At 38.6% G+C, this 16,201-nt stretch carries 8 protein-coding genes; all 8 read left to right on the top strand.

Going from position 1 to position 16,201, the window contains the following annotated elements; genetic code table 11:
- Nucleotides 1-26 precede the first annotated feature (26 nt).
- The 8 genes from K319_RS0103535 to K319_RS0103500 all read left to right on the top strand — a co-directional run bounded on the left by K319_RS0103535 (nucleotide 27) and on the right by K319_RS0103500 (nucleotide 16,201).
- The gene (locus tag K319_RS0103535) at nucleotides 27-1,745 is read left to right on the top strand and encodes a glycoside hydrolase family 43 protein (protein ID WP_027382375.1); all 1,719 of its coding nucleotides are present in this window, start codon (nucleotides 27-29) and stop codon (nucleotides 1,743-1,745) included.
- 237 nt (nucleotides 1,746-1,982) lie between these two features.
- The gene (locus K319_RS0103530; RefSeq protein WP_027382374.1) at nucleotides 1,983-3,596 is read left to right on the top strand and encodes a glycoside hydrolase family 43 protein; all 1,614 of its coding nucleotides are present in this window, start codon (nucleotides 1,983-1,985) and stop codon (nucleotides 3,594-3,596) included.
- Nucleotides 3,597-3,770: 174 nt separating this feature from the next.
- Nucleotides 3,771-5,696, top strand: coding sequence for an alpha/beta hydrolase-fold protein (locus K319_RS0103525; RefSeq protein WP_027382373.1), 1,926 nt, complete (start codon nucleotides 3,771-3,773; stop codon nucleotides 5,694-5,696).
- A 43-nt stretch (nucleotides 5,697-5,739) separates the two neighbouring features.
- Entirely contained in the window at nucleotides 5,740-8,190 is a 2,451-nt protein-coding gene (locus K319_RS0103520; protein ID WP_034671319.1) for a glycoside hydrolase family 31 protein, read from the top strand.
- A 16-nt stretch (nucleotides 8,191-8,206) separates the two neighbouring features.
- Nucleotides 8,207-9,574: a glycoside hydrolase family 43 protein gene (locus tag K319_RS0103515; protein WP_027382371.1), complete on the top strand. Its 1,368-nt coding sequence runs from the start codon at nucleotides 8,207-8,209 to the stop codon at nucleotides 9,572-9,574.
- A 17-nt stretch (nucleotides 9,575-9,591) separates the two neighbouring features.
- A complete protein-coding gene (locus tag K319_RS0103510; RefSeq protein WP_027382370.1) occupies nucleotides 9,592-11,616 on the top strand; it encodes an NPCBM/NEW2 domain-containing protein in 2,025 nt (674 codons plus the stop codon).
- A gap of 34 nt (nucleotides 11,617-11,650) precedes the next feature.
- The gene (locus K319_RS0103505) at nucleotides 11,651-13,609 is read left to right on the top strand and encodes a glycoside hydrolase family 97 protein (protein WP_051230400.1); all 1,959 of its coding nucleotides are present in this window, start codon (nucleotides 11,651-11,653) and stop codon (nucleotides 13,607-13,609) included.
- Nucleotides 13,610-13,618: 9 nt separating this feature from the next.
- On the top strand, nucleotides 13,619-16,201 hold the full coding sequence (locus K319_RS0103500) for a glycoside hydrolase family 31 protein (protein ID WP_027382368.1): 2,583 nt from the start codon (nucleotides 13,619-13,621) through the stop codon (nucleotides 16,199-16,201).

Raw genomic sequence — 16,201 nt, 5'->3', positions numbered from 1 at the left:
ATAGTAACAAAAATTAAAAATTATATATGAAAAAGATAACAATGAATCCCAATTTCCTAAAAAACAAAACCGGCATTTTTGCAGCAGCAGCTTTACTGTCGATGACCAGTGTCTCAGCACAGACATTCACCGATTTTCAATATAAAGGAAACGACAAAATATACAACGACAATCCTTTAAAATCAGACGAATTCTATTCCCCGATTCTTCAGGGCTGTTATCCGGACCCGAGTATTACCAAAAAAGGAGAAGATTATTACTTGGTAAACTCTTCTTTCTCAATGTTTCCAGGAGTTCCGATTTTCACCTCTAAAGATTTGGTGAATTGGAAGCAGGTTGGTCACGTTCTCGACAGGCCTTCTCAGCTGAAAGTTGAAAAAGGCGGAGTTTCTCAGGGAATTTATGCACCGGATATCAAATACAACAAATACAACGACACTTTTTATATGATTACCACCCAAATCGCGGGCGGAGTCGGAAATATGGTCGTAAAAACCAAAGACCCGGCAAAAGGCTGGAGTGAAGTCCAGAAACTGAATTTCGACGGAATCGATCCTGCCATCTTCTTCGATGATGACGGAAAAGCTTATATTGTTCACAACGACGCTCCACCAAAAGGAACCGAGCAGTATCAAGGTCACCGCGTCATCAAAATGTGGGACTACGATTTGGAAAAAGACCAAGTTGTAGCAGGTTCAGATAGAATTATCGTGAATGGTGGGGTAGACCTTTCCCAAAAACCAATATGGATTGAAGGACCGCATTTATACAAATACAAAGGAAAATATTACCTGATGTGTGCGGAAGGCGGAACCGGAGGCAACCACAGCGAAGTTATTTTTATGGCAGATTCTCCAAAAGGTCCGTTTGTTCCCGCTAAAAACAACCCGATTCTAACGCAAAGATATTTTCCAAGAGACAGAAAAGAAAAAGTGGATTGGGCAGGTCACGCCGATTTGGTGGAAGGTCCGAACGGGCAATGGTACGGCGTATTTTTAGCCATTCGTCCGAATGTCAATAATCGTGTAACAAAAGGTAGAGAAACCTTCATTCTTCCGGTTGACTGGAGCGGAACTTATCCTGTGTTTCAAAATGGTTTGGTCCCGATGAAACCGAAATTGAAAATGCCACAAGGCGTTCAAAACCAGAACGGACAAAACGGATTCTTCCCGAACGGGAACTTTACCTATAATGATAAGTTAACGGATAAAAACCTGGATTTCCGTTGGATCGCCATGCGCGGACCTCGTGAGAATTTTATCAATGTGACTAAAAATGGTGTAAAAGTGACTCCTTTTGAAACCAATATTAAAGCTTTGGCTCCTGTTTCTGCACTGTTCCACAGACTGCAGCACGAAGATTTTGAAACTTCTGTAATGCTTGATTATAAGCCTAAATCTGAAAAAGAATTAGCCGGAATTACCTGCTATCAAAGCGAAAGGTTCAACTATGTTTTCGGAATAACGAAAAAAGACAAAGATTTTTATATTGTTTTGGAAAGAACTGAAAAAGGAGAATCTAAGCTGATTGCAAGCGGGAAAATTTCATTTTCAAAACCGATTAAATTACAGGTTGTAGGAGAAAAAGATGAAATCAGTTTTAATTATTCTTTAGATGGCAAAAATTTTAAAAATATTGGAGGTTCAGTTTCTGGAGATATCCTTTCAACCGATGTTGCAGGAGGCTTCACTGGAAGTTTGATTGGTCTGTACAGCACTTCTTCTAATGATATTGTTCCGAATTAATTTAACCATTCTAAACCTTCAAGGTTTTGTAAAGGAAAAGTGGTAATATCAATAGGAACGGGCTTTAGCCCGTTTTCAAAGAAAAACAATCAATCGGCTTTAGCCCAAATTTACAATAATATAGGCTTTGGTACAATAAGCCAATTTGAAATAAACAATTAGTATTAGCAATGTCACACTGAGCCTGTCGAAGTGTTTAAAATTATATTAAACCAATCAAACCAAAATATCAAAACCGTGAAAATTAATAAATCGTTTTATATAGTTTCTATTTTTGGATTTATCGGGCTGAATCTCCTTTCAGCCCAGGTAAATCCGGCTCTGAAAGAGAAGACAACAGAATTTACCAACCCGATTATCTGGGCAGATGCGCCGGATTTATCTATCACCAGAAACGGAGATGATTTTTTCCTGATAAGTACAACAATGCACTTGATGCCGGGAGCACCGGTGATGCATTCCAAAGATTTGGTACATTGGGAAATGGCGAGCTATGTTTTTAACACACTGAATGACAATTCAAAATATGATTTGCTGAACGGAACCGTTTACGGTCGTGGCCAATGGGCTTCATCCATCCGTTTTCACAAAGGAAAATATTATGTTTTGTTTTCTCCGAATGATGAGCCTTTCAAATCTTATTTTTACGTTATCGATAATCCCGAAAAAGGAGACTGGAAGCTGATTACAAGAACGAAACATTTTCACGATGCTTCTTTGTTTTTCGATGATGATGACCGGGTTTATGTTTTCACTTCCAATAAAGTTTTTGAGCTGAGTCCGGATTTTAAAACCATTATCGGAAATCAGAACGGAACAGAGGTTTTTCAAAAAGATGCTTCTGAAACAGGACTTTTGGAAGGAAATCAAATCATTAAAAAAGATGGAAAATATTATATGATGATGATTTCCTGGCCAAGAAACGGAAAACGCAGACAGGTGGTTTACAGAGCCGACAATGTGACGGGACCTTACGAGAAAAAGGTTGTTCTTGAAGACAATTTTCTTGGATTTTCATACGCCGGACAAGGTGCTTTGATTGATGATAAGAACGGCAATTGGTATTCGCTGATTTTTCAGGACAGAAACGGTGTAGGGAGAGTTCCTATTTTGCTTCCGGTAAAATGGGAAAATGGATGGCCAATTTTGGGTGATAACGGAAAAGTACCTTTGAAAGGCGAGATTCCGCTTCCGCCATTTCAACCAAAAAATCATCTGGTAGAAAGCGACGAATTTTCCGATAAAAAGATGAAAATACAGTGGCAATGGAATCATAATCCGGTAAATTCAGCCTGGTCTTTGTCGGAAAGAAAAGGCTTTTTAAGGTTGAAAACCAATAGAATTGTAGATAATCTCTATCTCGCTCCAAATACTTTAACACAAAGAATGGAAGGCCCGAAATCCAGCGCAGTGGTTGCTTTGGATGTAAAAGGGATGAAAGATGGCGATGTTGCAGGTTTCAGCGCTTTCAACGGAGATTCCGGGATTTTGTCTGTGGTGATGGAAGGTGGTAAAAAGTTTATCATTTTTTCAACTAATGAAGTCAGTTTAGATAATAAAACAAAGGCGGTGACAGGCGTTAAAAAAGAAGAAAAAAAACGTTATCCCCTAACTTCGGATAAAATTTTCCTACGCATCGATGCCGATTTTAATCTTGGAAAAGATTTGGCAGATTTCTATTACAGTACCGACCAGAAAAACTGGAAGGAAATGGCAAAGGATTACAAAATGATTTTCGATTACAGAAGACTTTTTATGGGCTCTAAGTTTGCGATTTTTAATTATGCAACTAAAAATGTGGGTGGTTTTGTGGATGTTGATTTTTTCAGGGTAAATAAAAATTCAGAATAATGAAGGCAGGATTAATTTTAAGGAGGCTAAGAACTTTGTTAGATTTTACCTTAACGTACCCGAAGGTTTCAATGTAAATAGCCGTAGGTGAAACCTATGGAAAAAAATGAGAAAATTCTGACAACTATTATTTTTTTATCTAAATTAATAAGTGTAAAAAATACAAATAAAATTATGAATAAATCAGTTATATTGGCTCTAGGATTTGTTTTGTCGGGAATATTTGTTTCTGCACAAACTCTTGATAAACAGGCACCGCAGGGTTTCGACGTTGAAAACTCTACTGTTCCCCACGGAAAAATTGACACTATTCAATATGTCTCAAAAACGGTTGGAACTACAAGAAAAGCTTTGATTTACACACCGCCGGGATTCAAAAAAGGGGATAAATATCCTGTTCTTTATCTTCTTCACGGCATTGGCGGAGATGAGAAAGAATGGTTTAATCAGGGAAAACCGAACGTTATTCTGGATAATCTCTATGCACAGGGAAAATTGCAGCCGATGATTGTAGTCCTTCCCAACGGCCGTGCAATGAAAGATGACCGGGCAACAGGAAATATTATGGCTCCGGACAAAGTTGAAGCTTTCGCAACCTTTGAAAAAGATTTGCTGAATGACCTGATTCCGTTTGTAGAGAAAAAATATCCTGTCAAAAAAGACCGTGAAAGCCGGGCATTGGCTGGTCTATCAATGGGAGGCGGACAAACACAGAATTTTGCTTTTGGAAACATCGATAAGTTTGCATGGCTGGGTGCATTTTCTTCAGCACCCAACACGAAAGAACCGAATCAGCTTTTACCCAATCCACAAGATGCACTAAAGCTGAAGCTTATTTTTATTTCCTGCGGCGATGCAGATGGACTGATGCCTTTCAGTAAAAGAACCAGCGATTATCTGAAAAAGAATAAAGTTCCGCATATTTTTTATATAGAACCGGGCGGTCACGATTTCAAAGTTTGGAAGAATGATTTATACATCTTTTCACAGCTTCTATTCAAACCTGTTGATAAAACTAAATTTGATGGATTTACCGTTTTGGGAATTCCCGCAGCAACCAATATCAGAAATGCTCAGTATCCTCAGATTCTTCCAGACGGGAGAGTTATTTTTAAAGTAAAAGCACCGGATGCGCAAAAAGTTCAGATAGATTTAGGAAAAAAATATGACCTTAAAAAAGATGCCGATGGCTTTTGGACGGGTACAACTGATGCTCAAAGCGGAAGTTTCCATTATTATTCTTTGCTGATTGACGGTGTTGCGGTTGCAGACCCGTCCAGTGAAACATTCTACGGAATGGGAAGATATGCCAGTGGAATCGATATTCCTTTTGAAGGAGATGATTTTTATGCATTAAAAGACGTTCCGCACGGTGATATCCGTATCAAAAATTTCTATTCTAAAATCACCAACTCATGGAGAAGAGTTTTTATTTATACACCGCCGGGTTACGACCAGAATCCTTCAGAATCTTATCCTGCATTGTATATTTTACACGGTGGTGGTGAAGATGAAAGCGGTTGGGCGAAGCAAGGCAAAACCAATCTGATATTAGATAATCTGATAGCCGAAGGAAAAGCAAAAAAAATGGTCATCATTATGCCGGATGCAAATATTGGTCAGGGCGGAATCCGCAACTTTGGCGAGCGTAATCTTCAGATATTTGAAAAAGAACTGAAAGAGTCCATCATTCCGTTTGCCGAATCCAATTACAGAATAAAAAAAGGTAAAGAAAACCGTGCGTTGGCAGGACTTTCTATGGGCGGAATTTATACATTATATGCAGGAATCCAGAATTCTGATATGTTCTCTGGTCTGGGTGTTTTCAGTTCAGGATATATGTTGCCGATGCTTCAGGACGTTGCCGATAAACAGTACAAATTTTTAAATGAAAATAAATCTGCCTTTTCATCCAATGTTAAAAATTTCTGGATTTCAATGGGCGGAAAAGATGATATCGCTTATGAAAACGGTCAGAAAATGCTGAAAGAATTTGACAGAATCGGAATTAAATATTCGTACACGGATTATCCGGGAGGTCACACGTGGCCGGTATGGAGAAACAGTCTGTATCAGTTTGCACAGATACTTTTTAAATAATGTTTTTAAGTCAATAGCATAAAAAAAATAATTCAAATCTAAAATGAAATTTACAAAGATTAACATAAAAACTTCCATCATTACAATAATAATGATTTCCGGAATGGTAAATGTCAATGCACAATCTTATCAAAAAACAGATTCGGGATTGAAGTTTTCCGCTGATGATATGAATGTTGAAGTGAAATTTTATGGAGAAAATATGATTAGAATTATTAAATATCCCGCCGGAAAATCATTCGTCAAAAATACCTTGTCGGTCATTAAACAAGAGCAGAAAATTAAATTCTCAGTTTCAGAAAAAAGTCATATTATTTCACTTAAAACAAATGATGTACAGCTTTTTATTAATGCTAAAAATGGTGAAATAACTTACAAATCATCATCAGGAAAAGAACTTTTGAAGGAAAAAGAAAATGATTTCAAACCTTTTAATGATGCAGGAGATTCAACTTATTCGGTTACACAGTCTTTTCAGCTGGAAAAAGATGAGCCCATCTACGGGTTGGGAATTTTACAGAACGGAAAAATGTCTCAGCGAAATATAGATGTAAAAATGATTCAGAACAACACCTGGGATTTTGTGCCGTTTTTCCAGTCTGTAAAAGGGTATGGTATATTTTGGGACAACTATTCGCCGACACAATTTACCGATACACCGCAGAAAACATCTTTCTCTTCTGAAGTAGGAGAAGGCATTGACTATTATTTCATCTACGGGAAAAATGCCGATGGTGTAGTTGCCGGAATACGAAACCTGACGGGAAAAGTGCCGATGATTCCTTTATGGACTTATGGTTTCTGGCAGAGCAAGGAACGCTATAAAAGTCAGGAAGAATTGGTGGATGTCGTTAAAAAATACCGTGATTTGAAAGTTCCCTTGGATGGAATTATCCAGGATTGGCAGTATTGGGGCAACAATTATCAGTGGAATGCGATGGATTTCATCAGCCCTGATTTCCCTGATGCTAAAAAGATGATTCAGAATATTCACGATATGAATGCACATCTTTCCGTTTCCATCTGGTCGTCGTTCGGACCGATGACCAATCAGTACCGTGAAATGGATAAAAAAGGAATGTTGTTCGATTTCAAAACCTGGCCAGAATCTGGCCGGGAAGTCTGGCCTCCCGATATGAACTATCCTTCCGGAGTCCGTGTTTACGATGCTTACAATCCCGAAGCCAGAAATATTTACTGGAAATATCTGAATAAAGGTGTTTTCAGCCTTGGCGTAGATTCCTGGTGGATGGATTCTACGGAACCGGATCATCTCAGTCAAAAACCCGAAGATTTAGATACCAAAACCTATCTCGGTTCTTTCCGAAAAGTGAGAAATGCTTATCCGCTGATGACAGTTGGCGGAGTGTATGACCATCAGCGTGAAACAACCAGCGACAAAAGGGTTTTTATCCTTACAAGATCGGCTTTTGCAGGTCAGCAGAGATATGGAGCCAATACCTGGTCAGGCGATGTCAACTCTTCGTGGGAATCTTTGCGCAATCAGGTTCCGGCAGGTTTAAATTTTAGCCTGACAGGAAATCCGAATTTTAATTCCGATATCGGCGGTTTCTTTGCTGGTGTTTATAAAAGAAATGGAGGTGCCAAAAATCCGATGTTTCAGGAATTGTATGTTCGCTGGCTGCAATACGGAACTTTTACACCAATGATGCGTTCGCACGGAACTGATGTTCCAAGGGAAATCTATCAGTTTGGGAAAAAAGGAGATACGGTTTATGATGCGATAGAAAAATTCATTAAACTACGATATAGTTTGCTGCCTTATATCTATTCTGTTTCTTGGGATGTTTCTAAAAATAATTCTAGCTTTCTACGGGCACTTTCGATGGATTTTTCGTCAGATAAAAAAACTTGGGATATCAACAATGAATATCTATTCGGGAAATCATTCTTAGTTGCGCCAATTCTTAATCCTCAGTACACACCGGAAAAAATCGTAAAAACAGACGAAAATGAAGGCTGGAATAAAACTGATGCCAGCAAAAAAGAAAATTCTATTTCCAATGTCGATTTCAATCAAAATAAAACAGTAAAGGTTTATCTTCCTGCAGGTGCAGACTGGTTTGACTTCTGGACGAATGAAAAGCAAAAAGGGGGACAGGAAATTGAAAAATCTGTTACTCTTCAAAGTATTCCATTGTATGTGAAAGCCGGAAGTATTATTCCGTTGGGTCCCGATGTAGAGTATGCAACGGAGAAAAAATGGGACAATATTATTATAAAAATTTATCCCGGAGCAGATGCTGATTTTGTATTGTACGAAGATGAATTTGATAATTATAATTATGAAAAAGGAAATTACTCTGAAATACCATTTCATTGGAACGAAAAATCAAAAACCTTGACGATAGATTCCAGAAAGGGAAATTTTAAAGGAATGATTGAGAAACGAAATTTTACTTTAATTCTTCCCAATGGCCAACAGAAAATGGTAAACTATTCCGGAAAAAAGATAAATGTAAGTTTTAAATAATCTTAAAGCATTGACTATGAAATTTTTAAATTTAATAACGATTTTAGGATTTTTTCAGATTTCCTTCGCTCAAAATCCGATTATCCAAACCAAGTACACTGCAGACCCTGCACCGATGGTTTATAAGGATACGGTTTATCTTTACACGAGCCACGATGAGGACGATGCTTTCGGATTCAAAATGAAAGACTGGTTACTATACACTTCCACAGATATGGTCAATTGGACAGACCACGGTGTAGTGGCTTCGCTCAAGGATTTTAAATGGGTAAATACCGACAACGGTGCCTGGGCGCCACAGGTTGTTGAAAGAAAAGGGAAATTCTATATGTATTGTCCAATGCCCAACAATATGGGTATTGGAGTTTTGGTGGCGGACAGTCCGTATGGTCCTTTCACCGATCCTATCGGCAAGCCTTTAATAAAAAATTCTCTGGATGACATCGATCCCACAGTTTTAATTGATGACGACGGGCAGGCTTATCTATACTGGGGAAATCCCAATCTTTGGTATGCTAAACTCAACGAAGATATGATATCTCTTGCCGGACCAATTACCAAAGACCCTTCGTTTGCGAAGGTCAAAGACCAGCCAGATCCTTTCAAATATCAGGAGGGACCTTGGGCCTGGAAACGAAACGGAATTTACTATATGGCTTATGCTTCTAAATGTTGTCCGGAAGGGATTGGTTATGCAATGGCAAAATCACCTACCGGACCTTGGAATTATGGAGGCGTGATCATGGATGGCGACCAGAGATCCAGCGGAAATCATCCCGGTATCATAGATTTCAAAGGCAAATCTTATGTTTTTGGATTCAATCATATGCTTAGAATGCAGACGATGAGCAAACATTACGAACGTCGGTCTGTTAGTGTCACAGAAATTACCTACAATGCAGATGGAACCATTCAGAAGCTTCCTTTCTGGACTACGGATGGTGCAAAAAGAGTGGGTACCCTGAACCCTTATAAAAAAGTGGAAGCAGAAACAATGGCTTACAGCGAAGGGCTGAAAACAGAAATGGTCACAGAATGGGAACGCAATCAACCCTATAACAGAGGTAAAAAAATCACAGACCGTGTCATCGTTACCTCAATTAACAATGGTGATTATATTAAAATCCAGGGGGTAGATTTTTCCAAAGGCGTAAAATCTTTGGATGTAAATGTTGCTTCTCTCTATGGAGGGAAAATAGAAGTGCGTTCAGATGCTCTTAATGGACCATTGCAGGGAGTTGTTAACGTTACAGGAAAAGGTGAAGGAGACCTATATAAAACCATTAATACATCTCTGAAAAGTGTAAAAGGAATCCACGATTTATATTTTGTTTTTAAAGGTGAAAAAGACCTTTTCTATTTTGATTGGTGGAAATTTAATTAAATCCAAATTTTTAAATAATGTTGAAGACGAAAATACTTTTAATTGCTGTAACATTTTTGCTGTCGGAAAATATTTTCAAGGCGCAGTCAACTGTTTGGTTAGACCAGTTGGATTTGAGCGTGGCAACCCAAGGTCACGGAAAACCGGGAATCAATACTTCTGTGGACGGAAAACCTTTGACGATTGCCAGCGAAGTTTTCAAAAGAGGTTTCGGAACGCACGCCGAAAGTTCTTTGTTGATTAAATTAAACGGCAAATTAAAAAGCTTTTCCGCAATGGTGGGACTGGATGATGAAATGAAAGGCCACGAACCCGCAGTGGAATTCGAGATTTATGGCGACAACAAAAAACTGTGGTCAAGCGGAATAATGAAATTAGGCGATAAAGCAAAGCCTGTTTCCGTTTCGCTGGAAGGTGTAAAACAATTAGAATTAGTCGTAACAGACGGCGGAAACGGACCTTATTATGACCACGCCGACTGGGCAGATGCCAAATTTGAAACTTCAGACGGTGCAAAACTGATAACATTTAACCCGATTTCATCGGTACCTTATATTTTGACGCCAAAACCTGCGGCAACTCCAAAAATTAATTCAGCAGGTGTTTACGGCGTTCGTCTCGGCTCACCTTTTTTGTTCAGGGTTGCAGCAACAGGTGATAGACCGATGACTTTTACCGCGAAAAATCTCCCCGAAGGTTTAACAATAGATTCACAAACCGGAATCATTACCGGAAAAATAGATACGAAAGGAACCTATGAAGTCCTTTTATCAGCTAAAAATGCTAAAGGTTCAGTTTCAAAAAAATTAAGAATCGAAAGCGGTGACAAAATAGCTTTGACACCCACAATGGGATGGAATAGCTGGAATTGTTTCGGGCACGAAGTTTCTGCCGATAAAGTAAAACGCGCTGCCGATGCTTTGGTTAAAACAGGGCTTATAAACCACGGCTGGAATTATATCAATATCGATGATTCCTGGCAATTTAACAGAGACGGAAAAGACCCGTCTTTCAAAGGTAAAATGCGTGACGATAACGGTTATATTCTGACCAATTCAAAATTTCCGGATATGAAGGAATTAACCGATTACTTTCATTCAAAAGGTCTGAAAGCAGGAATTTATTCCTCTCCCGGACCCTGGACGTGTGGCGGTTGTGCAGGAAGCTACGGCTACGAAAAGCAGGATGCCGAAAGCTACGCAAAATGGGGAATCGATTATCTGAAATACGACTGGTGCAGTTACGGAGGTGTGATTGATGGTTTGCCCGATAATGACCCAAACAAAGTTTCTTCACTCAATTTTCAGGGTGGAGGAGATTTGGATAAAGGCGTAAAGCCATTTAAATTAATGGGAGATTTATTAAAAAATCAGCCTTGTGATATTGTGTACAATCTTTGTCAATACGGGATGGGCGATGTCTGGAAATGGGGAAGTGATGCGGATGCACAATCTTGGCGAACGACCAATGACATCACCGATACCTGGGCGAGTGTTAAAAATATTGCTTTGGCTCAGGACAAAGCGGCTTCTTACGCAAAACCCGGCAACTGGAACGACCCCGATATGTTGGTGGTAGGTGTCGTAGGTTGGGGAAATCCGCACCAGAGCCGATTGAAACCGGACGAACAATATTTACACATCAGTCTTTGGAGCATATTTTCAGCACCATTACTGATTGGTTGCGACCTTGAGAAACTGGACGACTTTACTTTAAATCTTTTAACGAATGATGAAGTTATCGCCGTAAATCAGGATGCTCTGGGAAAACAGGGCGTTTGTCTTCAAACAATTGGCGAATTGAAAATTTATGTAAAAGACCTAGAGGACGGCGGAAAAGCAGTGGCATTTGCCAATTTCGGAAGGGAAAAAGTGAATATGTCTTACAAAGATTTCAGGCAACTCGGGATTTCCGGTCGTCAAACCGTAAGAGATATCTGGAGACAGAAGGATATTGCCAAAATCAATACATCAAATCAGACATTATCACTGGATATTCCGGCGCACGGTGTGGCTTATTATAAGTTAAGTTCGGGCAAATAAAACAAGGTTCATTCAGGGAAATCAGAAAAATAAAATGAATACCATCAAAAATCATATCGGCATTAATATATTTTCAAAAGCAATTTTGATGATGGTTTTGCTGTATTCTTTTATGGCTGTTTCAGCCCGGAATTTAAAGGTTGAATCGCCCAACGGAAAGATTTCAGTCCAAGTTTTTAATGGAAATAATACTGAAAATGGGAAATGGTTTTTGAAGGTAAATTATTTTAATGATGGTAAAATGACAGAGGCCATTTCGTCAATAGATTTGGGATTGATTCTTTCTGATGGTATTTCTTTTACGGATATGAAATTTCTGAAATCTTCAAAACCGTTATTAATAAAAGAAAATTATACAATGCCTCACGGGAAATCTTCCCAAAGACATAATACGGGAAATGAAGTTGTTTTTACATTCGAAAACAAAGAAAAGAAAAAACTGGATGTGATTATCCGTGTTTATAATGACGGAATTACTTTCAGGTATTCGTTGTCAGGAAAAGGAAGTTTTACAGTACAGGATGAATTGACTTCTTATTCTATCAATCAGGAAACTACTCGCTGGACAGAAAAATGGAATCCTGCGAACGAAGAGCTTTATTCTCCAATGGTTGGCGAAAAAATTCAGCAGGAAGAGTGGTGTTATCCTGCCTTGTTTCAAACAAAAGATAATAATTGCTGGTTTTTGCTTCACGAATCGGCTGTTGATGGCAGTTATTGCGGGTCTAAACTGAGCAATAAAGAGGATAAAAATAAATATAAAATCACCTTCCCCGACCCAAAAGACGGACGAGGAAAAGGAGAATCGTTGCCTAAAATTTCATTGCCCTGGAAATCGCCTTGGAGAGTGATTATCATTGGAAATCTCAATGATATTGTGGCTTCTACATTGGTTGATGATGTTGCGCCGCCTTCCGTGATAAAAAATACGGATTGGATAAAACCGGGCGCAGTTTCCTGGAATTATTGGTCGAGTAATCATGGAACCAAAGACTTTAAAACGGTTTGCGAATTTGCAGATTTGGCTGTTGCGATGGATTGGCCTTATACGTTGCTGGATTGGGAATGGGATTCGATGGGAAATGGCGGAAACCTGGAAGATGCCTTGAAATACATTCATTCCAAAGGGACAAAACCATTGATGTGGTACAACTCCGGCGGCGACCATACGTGGGTTTCTTCAACACCGAAAGACAGAATGCTAACTCACGAAAACCGCGTGGAAGAATTTACTAAGCTCAAAAAATTAGGCGTTGCAGGGGTAAAAGTAGATTTCTTTGAAAGCGAGAAGCAGGATATGATTCAATATTATCTGGACATTCTGGAAGATGCGGCACAGTTTGAAATGATGGTTTATTTCCACGGCTGTCTGGTTCCGAGAGGCTGGTCCAGAACGTATCCGAATCTAATGACTTACGAGGCTGTTCGTGGTGCGGAATGGTACAACAACGGTCCCGAATTTACGGCAACTGCGCCTGTTCATAATACGATTCTCCCTTTTACTAGAAATGTGGTTGGTTCTATGGATTATACGCCGGTCACTTTCAGCAATTCTCAGTTTCCGCATCTGACTTCTTATGGTCACGAGCTGGCTTTAAGTGTGGTATTTGAATCAGCATTGCAACATTTTGCCGACCGACCGGAAGGTTATTACGAATTGCCGGATGAGCCGAAGAAATTTTTAAGAGAAGTTCCGACCAGTTGGGATGAAACGCATTTGCTACAAGGGTTTCCGGGAAAAGATATTGTAATGGCAAGAAGAAAGAATAATGTATGGTATGTCGGAGGAATCAACGGGGAAAATATTGAAAAAAACATCAACATTAAATTTGATTTTTTAGATAAAAGCAAAAAGTATAAACTAAGATTAATAAAAGACGGAAAGCATGATAAACAGCTTGTAACCGATGATTCTGTGATAGAAAGTACAGATTCTGTCGAGGTAAAAGTTTTGAGAAGAGGTGGTTTTGTAGCAGTAATTTCTCCATTATAAAGTTTATTGATGAGATTTAAAATAATAACATATTGGCTCACTGTTCTTCCCATTTTAATTTTTGGGCAGCACTACGTATCCTACAGCAAAAATGCTGAAGAGGTTTCTGTGAAACTTTCTGACGGATATTTAGTCTTAAGACCAATGAACGGAAATGCTGTAAGAATACAATTTATAAAAGAGATAAAACCGGAAGAAAATCAGTTTGTTTTTGTCAATGAAAATAGTTCTTCAGATTTTAGATTGGAAGAAAATGCTTCTTCTTTAAAACTAAAAACTAAAAATTATGCTGTTCTATTCAATAAAAAAACGGCTCAGCTTATGTTTCTGGATGGCAATGGTAAAGTTTTACTTTCAGAAGCTGTAAACAGCCGAAAACTTATAGAAAGTAAAGTGTCTTCTCAGCCCTGTTATATTGCGGAGCAAAGTTTTATCAATGATAAGGATGAGCAACTCTTGGGATTAGGTCAGTTTCAGGATGGTCATTATAATTTGAAAAGTATCAGCAGAAAACTGATTCAGGTTAACAGCCAGATTGCTTTGCCTTTTTTGTATTCTTCAAAAGGATATGGAATTTTGTGGAATCAGTTTGGATTAACCTGGTATAATCCGGCAGACAAATCGGTTCCTTTAGAAAAAGAAGCCGTCACTAATGGTGCAGAGAAAGAAGTAACAGGTACTTCAGGAACCGTAAAAGTTTCCCAGCAACAAGCCTTGCATAAAGGTAAGATTTTAATTGAGAAAAGTGGAGAATATACTTTTATGCTGGACCTGGGGAATATGGATAACCGCCATTTTCTTACCATTGACGGAAAACCTGTAATCGACCAGTCTAACCTTTGGCTTCCTCCTGCGGTGAGCACTAAGGTTTTTCTTACAAAAGGGGAGCATCATTTTCAGGTCGTTTGTAAAGCCACCAACACCCCTTCGTTACAATATAAATTGGCGGAAGACATCACTACCTTTCGTTCACCGCACAGTAAGTCATTAGATTATATTTTGTTTGTAGGAAATAATGCAGATGAGGCTATTTCGTCTTACCGGGAAATCACGGGTAAAGTGCCCATGTTGCCAAAATGGGCTTTCGGATATTGGCAATGCAGAGAGCGATATACTTCTGCAGAACATTTGGTAAAGACGGTAGAAGAATTTAGAAAGCGCAATTTGCCGGTAGATGTCATTGTTCAGGATTGGCAGTATTGGGGGAAATATGGTTGGGGCGTACCTAAATTCGATGAGCAGAACTATCCCGAACCTGAAAAATTTATTGAAAAATTGCATCAGCTTCATTCCAGATTTTCAGTATCCGTTTGGGAAAATTTAGATAAAAAATCTGAGGTCGCCAAAGATTATGATGGACTGTATATACCGGACAGTCCGTGGATTGATATTTTTAATCCGAAAACACAAAAAACACATTGGAATGCTTTGAACAAAAATCTTTTTCAGAATGGAGTAGATTCCTGGTGGATGGATGCCACAGAACCGGAAAATGATGCGTTGGTCGGCAAAAATACTTTTTTGGGACTTGGTGAATTTTACAGACTGACGTATCCTTTTTTCGTAAGCAAAGCAGTTTATGAAGGACAGAGAGCAACTAATCCTGACAAAAGGGTAGTCATTTTAACCAGGTCTGCATTTCCCGGGCAACAGAGGTTCGGAACCATCAATTGGTCTGGTGATATTGGCTGGGATTGGGATGCTTACAGAAGGCAAATTGTGGCCGGATTGAATTATTCCATCTCTGGAATGCCTTATTGGACAACCGATATTGGCGGATTTTTCCGTCCTGGTTCTTCTCAATATTCTGACCCGAAATATCACGATATTTTGATGAGATGGTTTCAGTGGGGTGTTTTTAGTCCGATTTTCAGGATGCACGGTTATCAGTCTGAAACAGAACCTTGGAAATACGGAGAAAAAATAGAAAGCAATATGCGTGATTTGATGAATCTTAGATATCAATTATTGCCTTACATCTATTCTCAATCCTGGGAAATTTCAAAAAATAATTCTACCATTATGAGGCCAATGATAATGGATTTTCAGGAAGATAAAAAAGCTATTGAACAAGCTTACCAATATATGTTTGGAAAATCTATACTGGTTGCTCCTGTTATCAAACCAAACGCTGAAAATTGGGAGGTTTATCTTCCCAAGGGTCATTTCTGGTACGATTTCTACACCGACCAAAAAAATAAGGGCGGAAAAACCATTTTAGCCGATGCTTCGCAAAATAGAATTCCGCTTTTTATAAAATCAGGTTCTATAATTCCTATTGGTAAAATAATGCAATATACTTCGGAAAAATCTAATGAGGAACTTACCATAAAAATATATGCAGGCAATGATGGAAATTTTACATTATATGAAGATGAAGGAGATAATTATAACTACGAAAAAGGAAAATACACGCTGATTCCTTTCAAATGGAATGATAAAGCAAGAAAATTACTGATTGATAAACGTGTAGGAACTTACACAGGACAAAACAACCATAGAATTTTTAATCTGGAAATGGTAGGAATCAATAAGGAAGTTATCACCCAAAAAATTTCTTATGAAGGGAATGAACTTACCATTAAATTTTAA

Origin of the sequence: Epilithonimonas caeni DSM 17710 (assembly GCF_000426465.1) — a bacterium.
GTDB lineage: Bacteria > Bacteroidota > Bacteroidia > Flavobacteriales > Weeksellaceae > Epilithonimonas > Epilithonimonas caeni.
Note: the sequence above shows the minus strand (reverse complement) of the source record. Positions and strands in the feature narration are given on the sequence as shown.

What these genes read in the sequence shown, in the direction of transcription:
- K319_RS0103525 (WP_027382373.1), top strand. Translation starts at nt 3,771, where the DNA reads ATGAATAAATCAGTTATATTGGCTCTAGGATTTGTTTTGTCGGGAATA.
- K319_RS0103520 (WP_034671319.1), top strand. Translation starts at nt 5,740, where the DNA reads ATGAAATTTACAAAGATTAACATAAAAACTTCCATCATTACAATAATA.
- K319_RS0103515 (WP_027382371.1), top strand. Translation starts at nt 8,207, where the DNA reads ATGAAATTTTTAAATTTAATAACGATTTTAGGATTTTTTCAGATTTCC.
- K319_RS0103535 (WP_027382375.1), top strand. Translation starts at nt 27, where the DNA reads ATGAAAAAGATAACAATGAATCCCAATTTCCTAAAAAACAAAACCGGC.
- K319_RS0103505 (WP_051230400.1), top strand. Translation starts at nt 11,651, where the DNA reads ATGAATACCATCAAAAATCATATCGGCATTAATATATTTTCAAAAGCA.
- K319_RS0103500 (WP_027382368.1), top strand. Translation starts at nt 13,619, where the DNA reads ATGAGATTTAAAATAATAACATATTGGCTCACTGTTCTTCCCATTTTA.
- K319_RS0103510 (WP_027382370.1), top strand. Translation starts at nt 9,592, where the DNA reads ATGTTGAAGACGAAAATACTTTTAATTGCTGTAACATTTTTGCTGTCG.